Annotated in this window: 20 protein-coding genes, 2 riboswitches and 1 other annotated feature; of the genes, 12 read left to right on the top strand and 8 right to left on the bottom strand. The window is 29.1% G+C overall.

What is annotated here, in order from left to right; genetic code table 11:
• The first annotated feature begins 21 nt into the window (after positions 1–21).
• Positions 22–123: riboswitch (purine riboswitch) on the top strand.
• 82 nt (positions 124–205) lie between these two features.
• Positions 206–778: a xanthine phosphoribosyltransferase gene (locus tag HUJ77_RS01155; RefSeq protein ID WP_291706734.1), complete on the top strand. Its 573-nt coding sequence runs from the start codon at positions 206–208 to the stop codon at positions 776–778.
• Positions 779–864: 86 nt separating this feature from the next.
• Here the strand turns inward: HUJ77_RS01155 and HUJ77_RS01150 are convergent, their stop codons facing one another.
• Positions 865–1545: an MgtC/SapB family protein gene (locus HUJ77_RS01150; protein ID WP_291706733.1), complete on the bottom strand. Its 681-nt coding sequence runs from the start codon at positions 1543–1545 to the stop codon at positions 865–867.
• A gap of 117 nt (positions 1546–1662) precedes the next feature.
• A complete protein-coding gene (locus HUJ77_RS01145) occupies positions 1663–3687 on the bottom strand; it encodes a penicillin-binding transpeptidase domain-containing protein (RefSeq protein WP_291706732.1) in 2025 nt (674 codons plus the stop codon).
• 296 nt (positions 3688–3983) lie between these two features.
• Here HUJ77_RS01145 and HUJ77_RS01140 point away from each other — a divergent pair, with 296 nt between their 5' ends.
• Both HUJ77_RS01140 and HUJ77_RS01135 read left to right on the top strand, forming a co-directional pair.
• Complete coding sequence (locus tag HUJ77_RS01140) at positions 3984–5459, top strand: leucyl aminopeptidase (protein WP_291706731.1); 1476 nt, start codon at positions 3984–3986, stop codon at positions 5457–5459.
• Positions 5460–5636: 177 nt separating this feature from the next.
• Positions 5637–6041 carry an arsenate reductase ArsC gene (locus HUJ77_RS01135; protein ID WP_291706730.1) on the top strand — a complete coding sequence of 135 codons (405 nt, stop codon included), beginning with the start codon at positions 5637–5639 and terminating at the stop codon, positions 6039–6041.
• 163 nt (positions 6042–6204) lie between these two features.
• Here HUJ77_RS01135 and HUJ77_RS01130 read toward each other — a convergent pair whose 3' ends face one another.
• Complete coding sequence (locus HUJ77_RS01130) at positions 6205–7353, bottom strand: ROK family protein (RefSeq protein ID WP_291706729.1); 1149 nt, start codon at positions 7351–7353, stop codon at positions 6205–6207.
• 177 nt (positions 7354–7530) lie between these two features.
• Between HUJ77_RS01130 and xylA the strand changes: the two genes are divergently transcribed.
• The 6 genes from xylA to HUJ77_RS01100 all read left to right on the top strand — a co-directional run bounded on the left by xylA (position 7531) and on the right by HUJ77_RS01100 (position 12809).
• Positions 7531–8838, top strand: coding sequence for a xylose isomerase (gene xylA, locus HUJ77_RS01125; protein WP_291706728.1), 1308 nt, complete (start codon positions 7531–7533; stop codon positions 8836–8838).
• A 55-nt stretch (positions 8839–8893) separates the two neighbouring features.
• Entirely contained in the window at positions 8894–10348 is a 1455-nt protein-coding gene (xylB, locus tag HUJ77_RS01120) for a xylulokinase (RefSeq protein WP_291706727.1), read from the top strand.
• 97 nt (positions 10349–10445) lie between these two features.
• A riboswitch (Fluoride riboswitch) is annotated at positions 10446–10518 on the top strand.
• Between the two features lie 68 nt (positions 10519–10586).
• Complete coding sequence (locus HUJ77_RS01115; protein WP_291706726.1) at positions 10587–11816, top strand: chloride channel protein; 1230 nt, start codon at positions 10587–10589, stop codon at positions 11814–11816.
• 81 nt (positions 11817–11897) lie between these two features.
• On the top strand, positions 11898–12107 hold the full coding sequence (locus HUJ77_RS01110; RefSeq protein WP_291706725.1) for a helix-turn-helix transcriptional regulator: 210 nt from the start codon (positions 11898–11900) through the stop codon (positions 12105–12107).
• Positions 12101–12580, top strand: coding sequence for a hypothetical protein (locus HUJ77_RS01105; RefSeq protein WP_291706724.1), 480 nt, complete (start codon positions 12101–12103; stop codon positions 12578–12580). The genes HUJ77_RS01110 and HUJ77_RS01105 overlap by 7 nt, the downstream gene beginning before the upstream one ends.
• Before the next feature lie 13 nt (positions 12581–12593).
• Positions 12594–12809 (top strand): hypothetical protein, encoded by a 216-nt coding sequence (locus HUJ77_RS01100; protein ID WP_291706723.1) that lies wholly within the window; start codon positions 12594–12596, stop codon positions 12807–12809.
• 37 nt (positions 12810–12846) lie between these two features.
• Here the strand turns inward: HUJ77_RS01100 and HUJ77_RS01095 are convergent, their stop codons facing one another.
• A complete protein-coding gene (locus tag HUJ77_RS01095) occupies positions 12847–13542 on the bottom strand; it encodes a CDGSH iron-sulfur domain-containing protein (RefSeq protein WP_291706722.1) in 696 nt (231 codons plus the stop codon).
• Between the two features lie 117 nt (positions 13543–13659).
• Positions 13660–15054: an asparagine--tRNA ligase gene (asnS, locus tag HUJ77_RS01090; RefSeq protein ID WP_291706721.1), complete on the bottom strand. Its 1395-nt coding sequence runs from the start codon at positions 15052–15054 to the stop codon at positions 13660–13662.
• Between the two features lie 61 nt (positions 15055–15115).
• Positions 15116–15367: a binding site (T-box leader), on the bottom strand.
• Positions 15368–15462: 95 nt separating this feature from the next.
• Between asnS and HUJ77_RS01085 the strand changes: the two genes are divergently transcribed.
• Positions 15463–15624, top strand: a complete 162-nt coding sequence (locus HUJ77_RS01085; protein WP_291706720.1) for a hypothetical protein — start codon at positions 15463–15465, stop codon at positions 15622–15624.
• 19 nt (positions 15625–15643) lie between these two features.
• Here the strand turns inward: HUJ77_RS01085 and HUJ77_RS01080 are convergent, their stop codons facing one another.
• Positions 15644–16342, bottom strand: a complete 699-nt coding sequence (locus HUJ77_RS01080; RefSeq protein WP_291706719.1) for a metallophosphoesterase family protein — start codon at positions 16340–16342, stop codon at positions 15644–15646.
• A gap of 124 nt (positions 16343–16466) precedes the next feature.
• Here HUJ77_RS01080 and HUJ77_RS01075 point away from each other — a divergent pair, with 124 nt between their 5' ends.
• Positions 16467–17546: an aminopeptidase P family protein gene (locus HUJ77_RS01075; RefSeq protein WP_291706718.1), complete on the top strand. Its 1080-nt coding sequence runs from the start codon at positions 16467–16469 to the stop codon at positions 17544–17546.
• Positions 17547–17642: 96 nt separating this feature from the next.
• On the opposite strand, the gene HUJ77_RS01070 is transcribed toward HUJ77_RS01075, so the two are convergent.
• Positions 17643–18461, bottom strand: coding sequence for a purine-nucleoside phosphorylase (locus HUJ77_RS01070; RefSeq protein ID WP_291706717.1), 819 nt, complete (start codon positions 18459–18461; stop codon positions 17643–17645).
• Positions 18462–18720: 259 nt separating this feature from the next.
• Positions 18721–20100, bottom strand: a complete 1380-nt coding sequence (gene murC / locus HUJ77_RS01065; RefSeq protein WP_291706716.1) for a UDP-N-acetylmuramate--L-alanine ligase — start codon at positions 20098–20100, stop codon at positions 18721–18723.
• 277 nt (positions 20101–20377) lie between these two features.
• On the opposite strand from murC, the gene purR reads away from it, so the two are divergent.
• A complete protein-coding gene (purR, locus tag HUJ77_RS01060; protein WP_291706715.1) occupies positions 20378–21193 on the top strand; it encodes a pur operon repressor in 816 nt (271 codons plus the stop codon).
• The last annotated feature ends 20 nt before the right edge of the window (positions 21194–21213 follow it).

Here is a 21213-nt window from a genome sequence, read left to right as displayed (position 1 = left end):
TATTCAAAAGATTATAATTATAAAAAAGAATATTATAGTATTCGTATATGCTTGAAAATATGGTTCAAGTGTTTCTACTAGGAAACCGTAAATATCCTAACTACGAAGAAAATATTGTCACGGGTTTTTTTGACTTTATTACTGAAGATATAAGAGGACAGGCTTCTAGAATACTATATTATTAAGTAGTAGAGGAGAAATATACATGGAATTATTAAAAGAAATGATAATGAACAAAGGAAAAGTTAGAGAAGGAAATATATTAAAGGTTGATTCCTTTTTAAATCATCAAATGGATGTAAAGTTCTTAAATGAAGTTGGTAAAGAATTCAGAAATAGATTTAAAGGTGAAAAAATAGACAAGATACTAACAATAGAAGCTTCAGGTATAGGAATAGCAGCTATTGCTTCACAATATTTTGATTATGTACCAGTGCTATTTGCAAAGAAAACAGAAAGTTTAAACTTAGATAAAGAGGTATATGAATCAGAAGTACATTCCTTTACTAAAAATAAAACATATAAGGTTAGAGTAGGAAAGCAATTCCTAAATGAAGGTGAAAATATATTAATAATAGATGATTTTCTAGCTAAAGGTTGTGCAACTAAAGGACTTATAGATATTATTAATCAATCAAAGGCAAACTTAATTGGAGTTGGAATAGTAATAGAAAAGGGATTCCAAGAAGGAAGAAGCGTATTAGAAGAAATGGGTGTAAGAGTTGAATCCTTAGCAATTATTGAAAAGTTTGAAGATGGAGAAGTCTTTATAAAGTAAAGATAAGTAATAGAGAAGAGTTTAGGAAGTTTTAGAATAGAAATGTGAGACTGTTGGGACAGCCTCACATTTTTTATACAATTAATTTAAAATTCTATTGATTTAACGTATTGGATATCTTGTAAAATAGAAAGTAATTTTAAATTATCAAAATCATCATCTACTTTTATTTCAAGTTTTAAATCAGTTAAGGCATTTGAATTATTAGTATATTTCCCTTTAAATTTAAGAATAGGTAAATTTTCTTTTTCAAATATATCTTTTATATCTTTAATAGAGTTTGAGTTACCTTCTATTTGTAAATTTAATATTTGAGTTTTAATAGGAGCTAACCACTTTGTTTTTCTGTGTAATACTAATTGTCCGAGAATTATAAAAACAGTAGAACCTAAGCCGATGATATATAGACCTGAGCCAATAGCTAAGCCTATTCCAGCAGTTGTCCACACACCAGCAGCTGTAGTTAATCCGATTATACTTCTTTCCTTTAAGAATATTAATCCTGCACCTATAAAACCAACTCCAGATACAACTTGAGCAGCTGTACGCCCTGGATCAACTGATAAATTACTCCACCCAATTTGATCAGTAAAACCATATTTAGAAACAATCATTATAAGTGCGGAACCTATTGCAACTATGAAATGTGTTCTTATTCCTGCATCTTTCATTTTAAATTCACGTTCAAGACCAATGGCTAGTCCACATAGTGCAGCAATTAGAATACGTAATAAATAGTTTAACTGAAACGCATAAAATTCTGACATAAATATCCCTCCTTCATACAACAGTTATTATACATTATTTATCATATATTAACCATAAAATACAAAGAATTACAACATAATATTAACTATTATCTATTCACTATCATCTATTGCTTCTTACCTATTAAGGTAATATTCCATTACATTTCTTACCTTAGGTATAGTAACATGGCTACCACCTCTATCTTTTACATTCTCAATTATCATAGAAATTGAAATTTTAGAGGAGTCTGGATCTGTAGAAACAAACCATCCATTTTCAGTTCCATTTTCATCATCTTGAGATGATTTAATTTCAGCAGTACCTGATTTACCAGCAACTCTATGTCCAGAAACAGCTCCATCAGGCATAGTAGCACCAGCATCATTAATAGAAGCTGTAAATGCATTAATTAAAGTTGGCAGGTTATTTTGTGATATTAAACCTTCTTTCCATACTTTTGCTTCTGGATTTTCACTTATAACCAATCTAGGTTGCATCATATTACCTGAATTTGATAGAGTACTATAGAATAATGAAATATGAAGTGGTGTTACCATAACTTCACCTTGTCCATATCCTGTATCTGCTAGAAGTATGTCTCTATTTATTTCTCCATCATTAGAAATTTGTGAAGCTTCCATTGGATATTCAAAGGTTAATTCTTCTCCTATACCAAAGCCCTTAAGACCATTAATAAACTTTTCGCTTCCAAGGTCTAATGCTACTTGGGCATAGTAAATATTATCTGAATAGTTAGCAGCATCCTTTAAGGTTATAGCCTTTCCAGGGTCTATTACTCTAGTAACTTTATAATCACCCCAAGAACTATCCTTTTGCCACTTTAATCCTTGAATATCTTTAGCTTCATTTGCATTTATAGCAGCATTTTCTAAACCTATTATTGAAGTTAATAGCTTCATAGTAGAACCAGGAGAATAAACTTTATTAAATCTATTTGTTTCATCTGCATGATTATTTTCTTCCCATTTAGCTTTTTGAGTTTTACTTATATAAGTAGTAAAGGTATTTGAATCATATGAAGGTGCACTTACCATAGCTATAACTTCTCCAGTTTTAGGATTAACAGCAGTAGCAGCTCCCTTTTCTCCAGACATTTCACTATATATTTTATTTTGAAGATCATAATCAATTGCTAATTTAATATCTTTTCCGTTTACAACTTCAGTACTAGCTATATTTATTTTTTCCATTCCACGTTCTATATAAATTTCACCAGCATCTGTACCTCTTAAGGTATCTTCATATACTTGCTCTAAACCAGCTTTACCAATAAGGCTTGTATCATTATAACCTTTATCAGAATTTGCTTCTAATTCTTCAGCAGTAATACTTCCTATATAACCAATAAGTCTTCCAAAGGATTCTCCGCCATAATAAATTCTACCTACTTTTTCTTGAAGGAGTATTCCATCACCATCTCTATTTTTTAAGGTAGATATCTTTGGATCTGTAGTTAATATATCTACAAGAGGAATAAAGTGTTCAGGGTTAGTATTAGCCTCTAGTTTAGTAGTAATATTATCTTCGCTTATATCTAACACATTAGCAATTTCAGTAATCTTAGATTCTATGTTTGATTTATTAAAATTAGAAGGATAAATACCAACTGTATAGATAGTTCCATCTTCTGCCAATACCTTTCCGTTTCTATCAAGGATATTACCTCTTTTAGCTTGAGTTGTTGAAACTCTAATCTTATCATCCTTTATCATATTAGGAAAAATTAAGCTTTCATTCCATTTTACTTTATATTCTTTGTCTTCTTTAATAACAGATAATTTGTAATCCTCAAGAGATAAGTCACCAGTTATAGAGTTCATATTTAATTTAAAAGGAATTGTTATAATCCCATCTTCTTTTAGAGGATCGCCATTAGTTTCAAATAATAAATTATTCGCATTTATTGCTTCAAAGATATTAGTATATCTTGAAACAAATTCTTCTTCAGAGATGTATTCTTTAGATTCATTAGTTAACATTTGATACATAGATGAATAGTCAGATTCTGCCCATTTTTCAGTGAAAGTATTAAAGGTTTTCTCTGCTTTATTAACTCCAGAGCACCCATTAGCAATAGTCATAAAGGCTAGAAGCAATGAGAAAAATACAAGTGCTTTCATATTTCTTATTATTTTCATAGATTTGATCCTTTCTTTTTTTAAAATTTATATTTTAAATTATATCATTAAATTAATAAGTTTACATAAGATAGAAAGAAATAAAAAAGCGCCGAAGCGCTTTATAAATAAATGGGGGATGGGACCTGTATAAACAGGTTTTTGTATCTACATTAGTATTATTAACAATGTAAAAATTTTTATACATAAAATATAATAAATTTTCAAAAAATAAAGTAAATAATAATTATTATCCATTGAATAGATTTACTAATAGTGGTATTATGAGTAAAAGAAAGTTAAAATGAGGTGATTAAATGAGTATAAACTATAAGAGTTTAACTTGTTCAACAGCAGATGCTTTAGTCATATATCTATTAGAAGGTAAATTACAAGTATCAAATGAAGAGTTAAATAAAAATATAAAATTTGCAGAAGCAAAAGAATTATTCAATGGAAAAAATGGAGAAGTATATACTTTCACAAGATCAATTAATGATACCATTCAAAATGTATTATTAGTTGGATTAGGAAAGGAAGAAGAATTAAACTTAGATAAAGTTAGGGAAGCTACAGGAAAAGGAATAAAAAAGATAAAGGCATTAGGGCTTACAAATATATTCTTAAGAGTGCCTCATACTGAAACTATAAAACTTGAAGAGTTAATAAAGTCTATGGCAAGTTCTGCTGAATTAGCTAATTATACATTCAATAAGTATAAAACAGATGCTAAAGAAGAAAAAGAATTAAATGTTTCAATTTCTAGATGTGGAATAAAAGAAGCTACAAAGGAAATAGAAGATGCTATAAATGAAGGTGTTGAAATAGCTAAGGGAATAGTAATTGCAAGAAACTTAGTTAATGAACCATCAAATGTAATTTATCCAGAAACTTTAGCAGAAGCAGCAGTTAATGTTGGTAAAGAAAGTGGATTTGAAGTAGAAGTTCATGGAGTTGAGGAAATAAAAGCTTTAAAGATGGAAGCATTCTATAATGTAGCTAAGGGTTCTTCTAAGGAACCTAAACTTATAGTAATGAGATACTTTGGAGATAATGATAATAAGGAAAATGTTCTTGGACTTGTAGGTAAGGGATTAACTTATGATTCAGGTGGATATTCACTTAAGCCAAGCAATAGTATGAAAGATATGAAATCAGATATGGGTGGTGCGGCTTCAGTTATAGGAGCAATGTCCATAATTGCTAAAAGAGGATTAAAGCTTAATGTAATAGCAGTTATAGCATCTTGTGAAAACTTAGTTTCTGGTGATGCATATAAGCCAGGTGAAGTAATAGGTTCAATGGCTGGTAAGACTATAGAAGTAGATAATACAGATGCTGAAGGAAGATTAACTTTAGTAGATGCTATTCACTATATAATTACAAAAGAAAATGTTAATGAAGTTATTGATTTAGCAACATTAACAGGTGCAGCTTTAGTTGCTTTAGGGGAAACTACTACAGCAGTAGTAACTAACAATGATGAATTCTATAATGAATTAAAAGCAGCTTCAGAATATACTGGAGATAAGATGTGGCAATTACCTGCTTTTGATGATTATAAGAAATTAATTGAATCTCATATAGCAGATTTAAAGAACAGTGGCGGAAGATTTGCAGGAACAATAACAGCAGGATTATTCATAGAAGCATTCGTTCAAGACAAGCCTTGGCTACACTTAGATATAGCTGGAACAGCATGGACTTCAAGTAATAGTAACTTAGGAGTAAAGGGTGGAACAGGTGCACCAGTGCATACATTATATGAACTAGCTAAGAGAAGAAGTAAGTAAATATAAGTAAAAAATAATAGAGAATAATTAATAGTTATATGAAAGCTCGGTATTTTACCGAGCTTTTTTGTTCAAAAAGTTTGGATATTTTTAGGAATTCAGTTTATTGACAAGGTATTAATAACAATCTATATTAATAATAAATAAAAGAATAAAGTTGTTTTAAGGAGAATAAAAATGAAGAAAAAGGTAGCATTTATTTGTGTTCATAATTCATGTAGATCTCAAATGGCAGAGGCACTAGGAAAGTTGCATGGATCAGATGTTTTTGAAAGCTATTCAGCAGGAACTGAAACTAAACCAGAAATTAATCAAGATGCAGTAAGAATAATTAAGCAATTATATGGAATAGATATGAATGAAAGTCAAAAATCTAAGTTAATTAGTGACATACCAAAGGTAGATATAGTTATAAAAATGGGATGTAATGTTGTATGTCCAGTTGTATTAGCCAATCATATAGAGGATTGGGGACTTGAAGACCCTACTGGTAAATCTGATGAAGAATTTATTGCTATTGCAAAAAAAATAGAAGAAAATATCAAGATGCTAATAGAAAGAATTAAAGAGAACAAGATTTAATTTTTTATGTATATAAATAATTTTGTAACAAATAACATAATAATCTATAATATTATTACTTATTAAGTTTAAATAATGGGATGGAGCTTTGAAGAATAAAACAATTAAATGTATAAAAAATAATAGCTATATCAAATGATTTTGATATAGCTATTATTAATCCTTAAATTATATCTGGAAATTCATTTAAGAAGTCATAAATACAACGGGTTATACCTCCAAATAAGTTTGATTTTCCGTCTAATTTATTTGGAAGAAGAGTAACATCCTTAGAAAAAATTGAGTTAATTTTATCATTAACTAAATTTAAGTATTCTGGTATATAATCTATTAATTCACTATGTATAAATATATTATCAGGAGCAAATAAATTAAATATATTAGTTATGCCTATAGCCATTAATTCTATATTATTTGAAATTACATCAACAGCTTCTTTATTATTAGAAGTGTATAAGCTACAAAGTTCTTTTACTGTGTTAACCTTAAAATTAGATTTACTATTAAATTCTTCTAATAAGGCTGGGATAGAACAGTATTGTTCAAAGCATCCCTTATTACCACAAGGGCATTTTTTACCATTAGGCACAAGAACCATATGTCCTATTTCACCTGAACGTCCTTCAAAACCAGTATAAAGTTTTTTGTTAATAATAATTCCAGATCCTATTCCTGAATGAACATTTATTACGATAGAATTCTTTAATTTTTCTTCAGAGTTTTCAAATTCCCCAATAGCAGCTAAATTAGATTCATTTTCAAGATGGAATCTTATATTAGGTAGAATTTTATGTAATTCTTCTTTTAAATTTATCTTATCTAAATTGTAATATGGAGTAAATTTAATAGAATCTTTATAGACTCTACCATGAATAGCAAGACTGACTCCAATTAGTCCATATTTATATTGGTCTATATAGTTTTGCAAAGAGTTAATTGTATTAACTATAATATCAACTACATTATCTTTATTTACAACTGTTTCATAGTGTTCATAAGCTATGATATTTTTATTTAAGTCCGTAAGCAAAAAACCAATATAATTAGTACCTAAGTCAATACTAAGACTAAGACCTGCTTTTTCATTTAATTTAAGAAGAATAGGCTTTCGTCCACCACTAGAACTACCATTTCCAATTCCTATTTCAGAAACAATTTCCTCTTCAACTAATAAACTAATAATTTCAGAAACACTAGCTTTATTAAGATTTATAAGTTTTGAGATATCTATTCTAGATATATTTGGAGTATTAAAAAGCAGCTTTAATATTTCAACTATATTAGCCTTTCTAATGTTAAATTTATTATCCATAGAGTACCATCCTTATTGATTGTTTATAAATAATATAGCATAGCATTTTAAAAAGTTCAAAAGCTATATTTGGATAAAAAAGAGAAAAAATAGTCAATGTAAACATTGACATAGCAAAAATCTAGGTGTATCATTAAGTTAGATAGGAAAACTAACTAATTAAAATGAGGTGAAAATATGGAATTCTTTACTAACGTACAAGCTATAAAATATGAAGGACCAGATACAGACAATATGTTTGCATTTCGTCATTACAATCCTGAGGAAATAGTTTTAGGAAAACCAATGAAAGAACATTTAAAATTTGCAGTTGCTTACTGGCACACTTTCTGCAATGATGGAGCAGATCCATTTGGAAAAGGAGTTAATCAAAGAAATTGGTTAACAGAAGATCCAATGCAAACAGCAAAAAATAAAGTTGATGCAAATTTTGAGTTTTTACAAAAATTAGGAGTTGAATATTTCTGCTTCCATGATATGGACGTTGCTCCATTTGGAAATAACTTAGAAGAATTTTTCCATAACTTAGACGTTATAACAGATTACATGAAGGAAAAGATGGATAAGACAGGCATTAAACTTTTATGGAATACAGCAGATAGACATGCTAATCCTATATATGTTAATGGTGCAGCATCAAGTCCTAATATAGATGTATATGCAATGTCAGCAGCTCAAGTTAAAAAGGGTATAGATATAAGCAAAAAATTAGGCGGTAAAAACTTTGTATTCTGGGGTGGAAGAGAAGGTTACGAAACTTTACTAAACACAGATATTCAATTCGAAGAAGAAAATATCGCAAGACTATATAAAATGGCAATAGCTTACTGTGAAAAGATTAATCATAAATTAACTTTCTTAATTGAACCAAAACCAAAAGAGCCAATGACTCATCAATATGATTTTGATTCAGCTACAGCTTTAGCTTTCCTTCAAAAATATGACTTAATGGAACACTTTAAGTTAAATATTGAAGCAAACCATGCAACTCTTGCTGGACATACTTTTGAACATGAATTAAATGTAGCTAGAAATTACAATGCTTTAGGTTCAATTGATGCCAACCAAGGAGATCCATTATTAGGATGGGATACAGATGAATTCCCAACTAATGTTTATGATACTACATTAGCAATGGTAGAAGTATTAAAGAATGGTGGATTACATGATGGTGGAATAAACTTCGATTCTAAGGTTAGAAGAACTTCCTTTGAACAAGAAGATTTATTAATAGCTCATATTGCAGGAATGGACACTTATGCTAGAGGATTAAAGGCAGCAGCTAGAATAATTGAAACTGGATTCCTAGACAACGTTAAAAAAGAAAGATATTCATCTTATGATAGTGAATTAGGTAAACAATTATTAAATAATGAATTAGATTTAGAAGCTTTAACTAATCATGCATTATTAGTTAAAGAAGTTAAAAATAAATCATCACATATTGAATTTGTAAAATCAAAATTAAATGATTTAATATACTAAAATTAAGGAGCTGCTAAAGCAGCTCCTATATTTCAAATATTGGGAGGATATTTTTATGGAATATGTTATAGGTTTAGATTTAGGAACGGGTTCTATCAAGGGGATAGCTTTAGATAAAGCAGGAGAAGTAGTATTAAAACATTCAGAAAGTTATCCTTTATACAACAATAGAGATGGACATTCTGAACAAGAGCCAGAAGATTGGTACAATGCTTCTGTTAAGGTTTTAGAAAAAATAACTAATGAATTAGGTGGAGAGGGCTTAAGAGCTATAAGTATATCAGGTCAAATGCATAGCTTAGTGTTATTAGATAATGAAAATAAACCTATAAGAAGAAGTATTCTATGGAATGATACAAGAACGACTAAGCAATGCCAATATATAATGAATAACTTTGGGGAGAAAGTAATTGAAATTACAGGCAATAAGAGCCTTGAAGGATTTACATTACCAAAGGTATTATGGATAAAAGAAAATGAACCTGAAAATTGGGAAAAGACTAAAAAATTCTGTTTACCTAAAGACTATTTAGTACTTAAATATACAGGTAACATATGCACAGATATTTCTGATGCAGCTGGAACACAAATGTTAAATATTAAAGAAGGAAAATGGTCTGAAGAAATAGCAGAGTTATTATATATAGATTTAGAAAAATACCCTAAAATATATAATTCTACTGAATGTGTTGGAGAATTAAATGAAGAATTAAAAGCAAAATTAAATGCTAAAGGAAGTATTAAAATATTCCCAGCAGGATCAGATAATCCATGTTCAGCATTAGGTTCTGGAATAATAAATAAGAATAGAGACTTATTAAGTATAGGAACTTCAGGTGTATATTTAAAATATGAGGAAGAATACAAAAATTATGGTGGAAAACTTCACATGTTTAATAATGTAATACCAAATAGTTGTTACTCAATGGGTGTAACTCTTTCTGCTGGAGATTCTTTAAGCTGGTTTAGAAATACCTTTGCAAAGGATAAGGATTTTGATGAGATTTTAAGTGGGGTATCAAATGTTAAAGAAGGATCTGATGGATTATTATTTGCTCCTTATATAGTTGGAGAAAGAACTCCTTATGCAGATAGTAATATTAGAGGAACTTTTATTGGAATAGATAAAAGCCATGATTTTAATCATTTTGCTAGAGCAGTAATTGAAGGAATAACATTCTCATTAAAGGATTGCTTTAGTATTTATGAAGATGATAGCGATAGAGAAATAATTTCAGTAGGTGGAGGAGCTAAGTCTAAGGATTGGCTTCAAATTCAAGCTAATGTATTTAATAAGAAGGTAATATCTTTAAAAATAGAAGAAGGTCCATCTCTTGGAGCTGCAATTATAGCATCAGTTTCTTTAAATTGGTTTGATTCCTTCGAAGATGCAGTAAAGGTAATAGTAAAGGAAAAAGAATGCTATTATCCAAATCCAGAAGCAGTAGAAGTATATAAAGAAGTTTATTCTCGTTATAGAAGAGTATATGAAAATATAAAAAATATATAATAGTAGAAAGCTGAGGAAACTCAGCTTTTTTTGTGATAAAATAGGGGTAGATTGATTTTTGAAATTCTTAGGAATATAATATTAATATAAAATACGAATAATTATTGGGAATGAAGTTCTCCCAAGAGAAATCTAAATCGTCTATTTAGGCTAATGACTTCTATGATTTAATCGTAGAATATTAGTCTTTTTTATTTTCTATAGATTTATTATTATTCAAGGGAAAGGTAGTCAAAAGATGAGAATTTTTAAATTAACAATTTCAACTATTATAGTTTCAATTATAATGGGTATTATATCTGCGATATTTTTAAAGTCATTAGAGTTAGTTGGAGCAGTAAGGGGAAACTTTCCTTATTTAATTCTAATAATTCCATTAATAGGTGCACTAACAACATATGTATATTCTAAATATGGAAAAGAATCTAATAGAGGTAATAACTTAATTATTGAAAGTGTTCATAAGGAGACAAAGGTTCCTTTTAGAATGGCGTTTTTAACCTTTATTTTTACTATATTAACTCATTTATCTGGAGGGTCAGCAGGGAGAGAGGGGACAGCAGTTCAGATAGGAGGAGCATTAACAAATAATGTAGCTAATATTTTTAAAATGGAGCATAGAGAAAAAAGAATTTTAGTTATGGTGGGAATAAGTGCTGCTTTTGGATCAATATTTGGAACTCCTCTTGCAGGAACATTCTTTGGAATGGAAGTGTGTTTTATGGGAAAACTTAGTTATGAAGCAATGATGTATTGCTTTATTGGGTCCTATACAGCTAACTTTGTTACAGAAGCCCTAGGTATAATGCACCAAGGTCATGTAATACAATCAATACCGGGTATTTCTATTTATACATTTTTAATAGTAGTTCTATCTTCAATTTTATTTGGGCTTTTTGGAAGAATATTTGCTAAAGGAATTAATTTAGTTAAGGATTTCTATGGAAAATGCATAAAAAATAATATATATAGAGCTTTAATATCAGCATTGGTAGTTTTATTAGTAATTGTAATATTTAGATTATATGACTTTGAAGGTTTAAGTATTTGGCTTGTGGATAATGGATTTTCAGGAGATGTAAGTCTTTTAGATCCAATAAAGAAATTAGTATTAACAGTACTAACCTTAGGAGCTGGACTTCAAGGTGGAGAAGTAACACCATTATTTACTATAGGGGCTTCTCTAGGTGGTGCTATAGGAAATATAACTCATATAGAGCCATCATTACTAGCAGCTATTGGGATGATTTGCGTTTTTGGAAGTGCTACAAATACACCAGTTACCACTATTATGTTAGGAATTAATTTATTTGGAGTACAAGCTATTCCTTACTATGTAATTGGAGCATTTATTAGTTATTATGTAGTAGGAAATAATAGTATTTATGAAGCACAAATCATTAATACCCCTAAGTTAAGAAGGCATGAAAGATATAAGGGAATATCATTAGAAAATATAGGGAAGTAATGTAAAATATACTTGACATTTAAAGTAAAGCAAACTATACTTAAATTGTAAAGTTAACTTTACCTACTAGGAGGTGCAAATTTGAAAACTAGGATACAAGATTTAAGAAAAGAACGTAAGATAACACAAAGTGAATTAGCAGATGTTTTAGATGTAACTAGGCAAACAATAATATCTCTAGAAAGCGGAAAATATAAGGCATCCTTGGTACTTGCTCATAAGATAGCTCAATATTTTGGATTAAAAATAGAAGATGTATTTATTTTTGAGGGAGATGAAAATTTATGTTAGGTATGTTTTGTAGTAGTAACTTTAAAACTAATGAAGAATATAAAAGAGTTATAAAAGGAAGGATATTACTATTTATAGGGCTAATAGTTCTTGGAGTAGTAACATTAATTATAACATTTTTTGGTGATAGATATTTAAATTTAAAGATTAATGAAAGTATGACATCAACTTACTCAGGCTTTGGAACAGGTCTAACAGTAGTAGGAATATTACTTTTAATTAAAAATGTTTCAATTTTAAATAATGAAGATAAACTAAGGAAGGTTCGTATTAGCAATACTGATGAGAGAATTAAGGAAATAAGCTCAAGTGCTTCAAAAATTGCTTTAGGATTCATGTTAGTAACTATGTATTTAGTAGGTTTAATTGGTGGGCTATGGTACCCAGTAATAACTCAAGTTTTGTTTTTAATTATATGTTTATTTTTAGTTGTATATATGATTTCTTATAAAATTATTTCAAAGAAAATTTAAGGGTGATGATATTATGAAAAAATTAAATAACTATATTCGTAATGGATTATTAATTTATGTACTTTGTTTACTTTTCAATCAATTTTTTCAATTACCTGAGTTTTTAAATGGATTTTTCTTAGGCTTAGCAATTACATTAATGATTTGGGGTGGCTATGCTGAAAATCATGATATTACAAAAATAAAGAATTACAAAAAAAGAATTCTATTAAAAATAAAGAATATTTAATGTATAAAGGAAGTGCTAGGCACTTCCTTTTTTATTTTTATACTAATTTTAAATGAGAGCCATCACAAAATGGTGGAGTTTTAGTATGATTACATGCACATAAATGAGCTTTTTCAGTTTTTTTAGCAACAAAAGCTAAAGGCATAAAATTTGTTCCTAAATGGGCACCATTGCAAAAAGGAGAAGTGGCACTTTTCCCACAAGTACACCAAAAGTAAGTTTCATTTTCTTTTAAATCAACTAAAATAGGATGTTTTTTTGATATAGAAGATTTGTCCATAATAACTTCTTCTTTAGATTCATTATTCATGGCATCATATTCAGATTTTATTTTATTAGCAAGGTCTTCATCCTGTTTGTCTACATTAATTAAATACATAAATACACTTCCTGGATAAGTAATATCATGACTTAAATAAATATGTTCTAATGCTTTTCTAGCTAAGGAGATAGTACAGTTCTCATCATGTCCACTATTACATTCCTTGCATATTTTACACACACTTGCAATAGCTTTAGCAATAAGAGTCTTATTATATAATTTTATATCATTTTTAGGTATTAATTTTTGTCCATCATCTATTATTTGAATTCCATTGGGATTTGAAGCTTTTACAGCATTTAACGCGAAGCCTATATTACACTTTGATTTAACACAATCCTTTGTTTTATAAAACTTACATTCTAGGCAAATAAGGCTTAAATTTTCTTCAGTTTTTTCATAATAGTTCATTGGTATCCCTCCCTATTTTAATATTTTCGGATATGAATTTTTAATTTTTATATAGTTATATATAATTTTGTAAATAAAAAAACCTAGTTAACAAAAGTTTTACTAGGTTTTATTTTATTAAAATTCAGATTGTCCTGTAGTTCTTGGGAATGGGATTACGTCTCTGATATTTGCCATACCTGTGATGTACATAATAAGTCTTTCAAAGCCTAATCCAAATCCAGCATGCTTAGTTTCTCCATATTTTCTAAGCTCTAGATACCACCAGTAGTCTTCTTCATTAAGACCCATTTCAGCCATTCTCTTAGTTAAGACATCTATTCTTTCTTCTCTTTGACTTCCGCCTATAAGTTCTCCGATTCCTGGAACTAAAAGGTCAGTTGCAGCAACTGTTTTTCCATCATCGTTTAATCTCATATAGAATGCCTTTATATCCTTTGGATAATCAGTTACGAAAACTGGTCTCTTAAAGTGTTCTTCTGTAAGGTATCTTTCATGTTCTGTTTGTAAATCTATTCCCCATTCTACTGGGTATTCAAACTTCTTATCAGCTTTCTTTAATATTTCAACTGCTTCAGTATAAGTTACCTTTCCAAAGTCAGATGAAACAACATGGTTTAGTCTATCTAAGATTCCCTTATCAACAAATTGATTGAAGAATGCCATTTCTTCTGGACATTCAGCTAAAACATATTCAAGTACATACTTAAGCATATCTTCAGCTAATTCCATATCATCTTGTAAATCAGCAAATGCTATTTCAGGTTCTATCATCCAGAACTCTGCAGCGTGCCTTGCAGTGTTTGAATTTTCAGCTCTGAAAGTAGGTCCAAAAGTATAAACATTTCTAAATGCTAAAGCATAACATTCAGCATTTAATTGTCCTGATACTGTTAAGTTACTTTCTTTACCAAAGAAATCTTGCTTGAAGTCTATTGATCCTTCTTCGGTTTTTGGTACATTGTTAAGATCTAGAGTTGTAACTCTAAACATTTCACCAGCACCTTCACAGTCACTTCCAGTTATTAATGGAGTATGAGTGTAGACAAATCCTCTTTCTTGGAAGAACTTATGAATAGCATATGCAGCTACTGAACGTACTCTAAATACAGCTGAAAATGCATTACTTCTTGGTCTTAAGTGAGCTATAGTTCTAAGATATTCAAAAGTGTGTCTTTTCTTTTGAAGTGGGTAATCATTATTAGACATTCCCTCAACTATAACTTCCTTTGCTTGAATTTCAAATGGTTGCTTAGCTTCTGGAGTAGCAACTAAAGTACCTATAACAGTTATTGATGAACTAATAGGTAATTTTGAAACTTCTTTAAAGTTTTCAATTTTGTTATCAAAAACAACTTGAACGTTCTTAAAGAAAGTACCATCATTTACTTCGATAAATCCAAAAGCATTAGATGCTCTTAATGTTCTTATCCAACCAGAAATTTTAATTTCTTTAGATAAGTATTCTTCTTGGTTTCTATAAAGAGACTTTACATAAACAACTTTACTCATTTCTTTTCCTCCTAGTTAAATTATAAATTCCTAAAAAAATAAAAAACCTTCCATCCCTAATACAAGGGACGAAAGGATAATTTCGCGGTACCACCCAAGTTACTATTATAAATAGCCACTCATCTGACACTAATAATGTCATTCAAATTGTAACGGTTTGAAACCGTCTAAGTCTACTTAAGTAAATAAATATTTACTTGTTCGGTTAGAAACTCAGAGATGTTCTTCACTAAAGGCTTCGTATAAGGCTTACACCATTCCTTACTCGCTAAAACTACTTCCATATAGCTACTCTTCTCGTCATAGTAATAATACAATATACAGTTTATAAAGATTTTACATCAATTTACTAACATTTGCAACGTTTAATCATAATATAATTTTAGGAAATAAATCGGGAGGAATTAAATGAGTAATAAAAATTTTTTAGAAGAAAAATTTATTGAGATAAATAAGCTGAAAAGTCTTTTAGTAACATATCCAAAGGAATATAAAAATAACCTAGTGGAAGTAATGGAGAGAATTTGTAATCAAATCGAAGCATATCTTAGAGAGAATAAAAAAGAATAAAATTCAGCTAAGCTGAATTTTATTCTTTTCCGTTTTCGTAAGAAGCTACTAATTGAGCAGGGAAGTGTAGCATTTGAGTATCTTTAACAATTTTCTTAAAGTCATATTCTAATTCTCTAAACTTAACATCAATAGTTTTATCTTCTTTTATTTCTATTAAAGCATAAGTAGCATTTGGACGTCCGATTTTAGGTTTTCCAACGCTTCCTACATTTATAAATACTTTATTACCGAACTTTTTATAAGAAGGAATATGAGTATGAGCACATATCAGTACATCTTCATTTATTTCATCCATTACTTTTTTAGTGTTTTCAGCATCTTCAAATAGATATTCACTTATGTTATCAGGGCTACCATGAGTAAACAGAACTTTTACTCCGTTAATGTCATAGTTTAGCTTTGTAGGTAGTTCAGATAAATAATATTTATTTGAAGCTCTAACTTCTTCAACATTCCAAGGTAGTGAAAAAGAATTAATTGAAGTATCTCTAATAAAAGTAAAAGCACCATCTACAACAGATGCATCATAGTTTCCCTTTATGCAAGGAATTTCTCTTCTTTTAATTAATGCTATAACTTCGTTTGGATGAGGACCATATCCAACTAAATCTCCAAGACAAACTACTAAATCAACTTTTTGATCATCTATATCTTCTAAAACCTTCATTAGTGAATAAATATTTCCATGTATATCAGATATCGCTGCTATTTTCATAAATAATCCTCCTAAATTAATTTAACTAATTTATTATATCACTATAAATAATTGATATAAATAGATATTATTTTATTCATAAGGTATATTATAAATATAGAAATAAATAGAGGTGAAGAAAATTATGAAGACAAATAGAGTAAATAATGTATTGAAAGAGATGGAAAAGCAAGGCTTAAGTCAAATGATAGTATCATCACCACCTGCTATATTTTATTTAACAGGAAAATGGTTTTCTCCTGGAGAAAGAATGGTTGTCTTATATTTAAATACTAAAGGAAACCATAAACTTATCGTTAATAAGTTATTCCCAGTTTATGAGGATTTAGGAGTAGACTTAATTTGGTACACAGATATTCAAGATCCAATACAAGTTTTATGCACAGTTGTGGACAAAGAAAATACTTTGGCTGTGGATAAAAATTGGCCAGCACACTTTTTAATTAAGCTTATGAATAATAACGGAGCAAAGGCTTTTGTTAATGGATCTCCAATTATAGATAGACTAAGAATGATAAAAGACTCTGAAGAAATAGCATTAATGAAAAAGTCATCTGAAATTAATGATAAAGTTATGCTAGAGTTATGGGACTTCTTAGAAGAAGGAAAAACTGAAAAGTATTATGCTAGCCTTTTAGCAGAGTTATATGAAAAACATGGTGTAAATGAATTCTCATTTTCTCCAATAGTTGCAGTTAGTCCCAATGGTGCTGACCCACATCATCATTCAGATAATACTCCTATTAAAAAAGGACATAGTATAGTTATAGATATTGGAGGAGTGTACAATTCTTATTGCTCTGATATGACTAGAACTGTATTCTTTGGAGCAGAGCCAAGCGAAAGACATGCAGAAATATATAACATAGTTAAAGAAGCAAATTTAAGTGGAATAAAAAAGGTCAAAGAGGGAGTTAAATTCTCAGAAATTGATAAGGCATCTAGAGATTATATTGAAAATGCAGGTTATGGTGAATACTTTACTCATAGAACAGGTCATAGTATAGGAATAGAAGATCATGACTTTGGCGATGTAAGTTCAACAAATAATGAAGAAGTTAAAGAAGGAATGATATTCTCAATAGAACCTGGAATATACTTAAAAGATGATATCGGAGTTAGAATAGAAGATTTAGTTTTAGTAACTAAAGATGGTTGTGAAGTTCTAAATTCAGTAACTAAAGATATAACAATAATTAAATAAAATAGAAGCTGTACAACAGCTTCTAAATAATTTATTTTAGAAACTCCTTGGGGAGTTTCTTCTTTAATTTTACATTTTACATTCTTAATTCTACATTTAAATCTCTTCTATTATTTTATTCATAAGAGATGTAAACTTTTCTTTAACCATATTAGAAGTTTCAACAACTTCTTCATGATTTAAAGGTTGATCTAAGATTCCAGCAGCCATATTTGTTAAGCAAGAGATTCCAAGAACCTTCATGCCAGAGTGAGCAGCTATTATTACTTCTGGAACTGTAGACATACCTACCGCATCAGCACCAAGTACTCTTGACATTCTTATTTCAGCTGGAGTTTCATAAGTTGGACCACTAAACATCATGTAAACACCTTTTTTAATGTCTATGTTTAAGTTTTTAGCAACTTCTTCAGCCTTTGCTATTAATTCAGGTGTGTAAGAACTAGACATATCAGGGAATCTAGGTCCAAATTCTTTTAGATTAGCACCTATTAATGGATTATCTCCTGAGAAATTTATTTGATCCTTTATAATCATTAAATCACCAGGTTTAAAGCTTTCATTTACAGCACCACAAGCATTAGTAACTATAAGAGTTTCTACTCCTAATAATTTCATAACTCTAACTGGGAAAGTTACTTCGCTCATAGCATATCCTTCGTAATAATGGAATCTTCCTTGCATTGCTATAACGCATTTTCCATTTAACATACCAATAACTAATCTTCCAGCATGACCTTCTACTGTTGATACTGGGAAATGAGGAAGTTCTTCATAAGGATAAAATTCTGGATTTTCTATTGAATCAGCTAAAGAGCCAAGACCAGAACCTAATATTAATCCAATTTCAGGTTTGTACTTAGATTTTTCAATTATAAAATCTGCAGCATTTTTAATCTTCATTGACAAGTCCATATCTATCACCTCTATATATAAATTTAATTTAATTAACTATATTAGTTTCTTCTAAATTATAAAATAAAATAATATAAAAGAAAATAATAAAGCTAAATAATATCAATATTATTGGAAGATTGGTCAAAAGATAACAAAAATATCAAAAAAATAAAAGGGGGATGTTTAACGCCCCCTAATTGAAAAAATAGAATTATTAAAATAATCCATTCCTTTATTTCACATTGTCAATTTCTTCATTTTTTCATTTCTTCATTTTTTAATTTTTATTCAATAGTATATCAGCAACTTTAACTACATCTCCAGCTCCTATAGTTAAAATTATATCTTTTTCTGAAGCTTTATTTTTTAAGTATTCAGCTGCTTCTTCATGGCTATGAACATTAGTACATTTAATTCCTTTATCTCTTAATGCATTTCCAAGATCCTCAGAAGAAACTAAACCAGTATCTTTTTCTCTTGCTGCATAGATGTCCATAAGAAGTAATTCATCAACACCATCAAAACAAGTTGTAAATTCGTTAAATAAGGTTTTAGTTCTAGTATAAGTATGAGGTTGGAATACAGCATAAATATTTTCATGAGGTATTAATTCAGCAGTATCTAATGTAGCTTTTATTTCTACTGGATGATGAGCATAATCATCAATTATAGTAGCACCATTAAATTCACCCTTGTACTCAAATCTCTTATGAGCGCCTTTACATTCCTTTAAGCCTTCTTTAATTGCATCATAAGGTAGATTAAATAACAAGCCTACACAAATAGTAGATAATGAATTTAATATATTATGCTTTCCTGTAGTGCTTAAAGTAACATCAAATAACTCTTCATTATCCTTCCAAACAGTGAAGGTTGCACATCCATTATTATTGAAAGTGATATTAGTAGCTCTTACATCACCTTTATTTAATCCATAACTAATAGTATTACATTTAGCCTTCCTTAATATTTCATTTACATTATCATCTTCACAATAACCTATTAGATATCCATCTTCAGGGATTATATTAGAAAACTTTTCGAAAGTTTCTTTTATATGGTTTAAATCTCTATAGTAGTCTAAGTGGTCAGCATCAATATTTAATATAATACCTATATAAGGATAGAATTTAAGAAAAGATTCTTTATATTCGCATGCTTCAGTAATAAAATATTCACTATCTCCAATTTTAAAGTTACCATTTATAGCATCTAACTCTCCACCAACTAATATTGTAGGATCTAAGTCAGCTTTTAAAGTTATATGAGAAAGCATTGATGTAGTAGTTGTTTTACCATGGGTACCTGCTACTGCCACATTGTACTTATGCCCTTTCATAATTAGTCCAAGAAATTCAGCTCTATCAACAAGCTGTATGTTTTGATTTTTAGCTTCTATTATTTCTGGATTGTCTGATGGGATTGCTGCAGTATAAACTACTAAGTCTACATTTTTAATGTTATCTTTGTTATGACCTATGTATATTTCTGCACCCTCAGCTCTTAACTTGCTAGTTATTTCAGATTCCTTAGAGTCAGATCCTGACACTTTATAACCTTTAGTTAATAAAAGGGCAGCAAGACCGCTCATACTAATTCCGCCAATTCCTATAAAATGAACTTTTTTATTTATATCTTCATTAACATTGAATGACAAAATACCAACTCCTTTTATGTTAAGAATAATATTCTAATTATTCTTAAATAGTTTTCACTTTATAATTATATACAAATTTAGAAAAATGAACACACAAAAAAGCTATATATTATATAAATTGGTGAAATTTTATTTAAATTTTTATAATTATATGTAAATTAAATTAATAGTGACTAAAATCTATTGATATTGAGAAAAATATAGAATAAAATATGAATATTAGATGCTTAAAACTAACAAATAATTCGGAAAAAATAAAAAATGTAGGTGATATATTTTGGAAAAATTGAGTAGAAACAGTAGAGTTGTTGCTATCACAAAGGTTTTAACTGAAAATCCTAATAAAGTAATAGGCCTAAATAGATTTTCGGAACTATTAAATGCAGCAAAGTCAACTATTAGTGAAGATATAGTCATAGTAAGAGAGATATTAGAAAAGCTTGAAATGGGAAAAGTCGAAACTATTGCTGGTGCAGCTGGGGGAATTAAATACATACCAGGAATAGAAAAGGAAACTAAGAAAAAGTTTGTTGAAAGTATTTGTGAAATGTTAAAGGACGAAAGTAGAATAGTTCCAGGTAACTTTATTTATGTAACGGATTTAATGTATAATCCTCAAATTATTAGTAAAGCTGGAGTTATTTTATCTTTAGAATTTTACGAAAAAGAAGTAGATTATGTTGTAACTGTAGAAACTAAAGGTATTCCTTTAGCTTATGAAGTTGCAAGAAATCTAGGAATTCCATTAGTAATTATTAGAAGAGATAATAAAGTTACTGAAGGCTCAACAGTTACAATTAACTATGTATCAGGAACAAGTGGTAGAATACAACAAATGTCACTATCTAAGAGGTCTATGAAGCCAAGAAGTAGATGTATATTTATTGATGACTTCTTAAGAGGTGGGGGAACGGCTCAAGGAATAAAGGATTTATTAAATGAATTCGAAAGTGAGCTAATAGGAATTGGAGTATTAGTTGATAATATAGGAGTTACTCAAAAGAGAGTGAAAGATTATATTTCAATAGTTGAAATTAGTAATTTAGACCAAAATAAATCTTTAGAGGTAAAACCTTCAAATTTAATATTATAAAACAACAAATTTATTACACG

The sequence above is a fragment of the Clostridium sp. genome, from assembly GCF_021443865.1.
Taxonomy (GTDB): Bacteria; Bacillota; Clostridia; order Clostridiales; family Clostridiaceae; genus Clostridium.
Note: the sequence above shows the minus strand (reverse complement) of the source record. Positions and strands in the feature narration are given on the sequence as shown.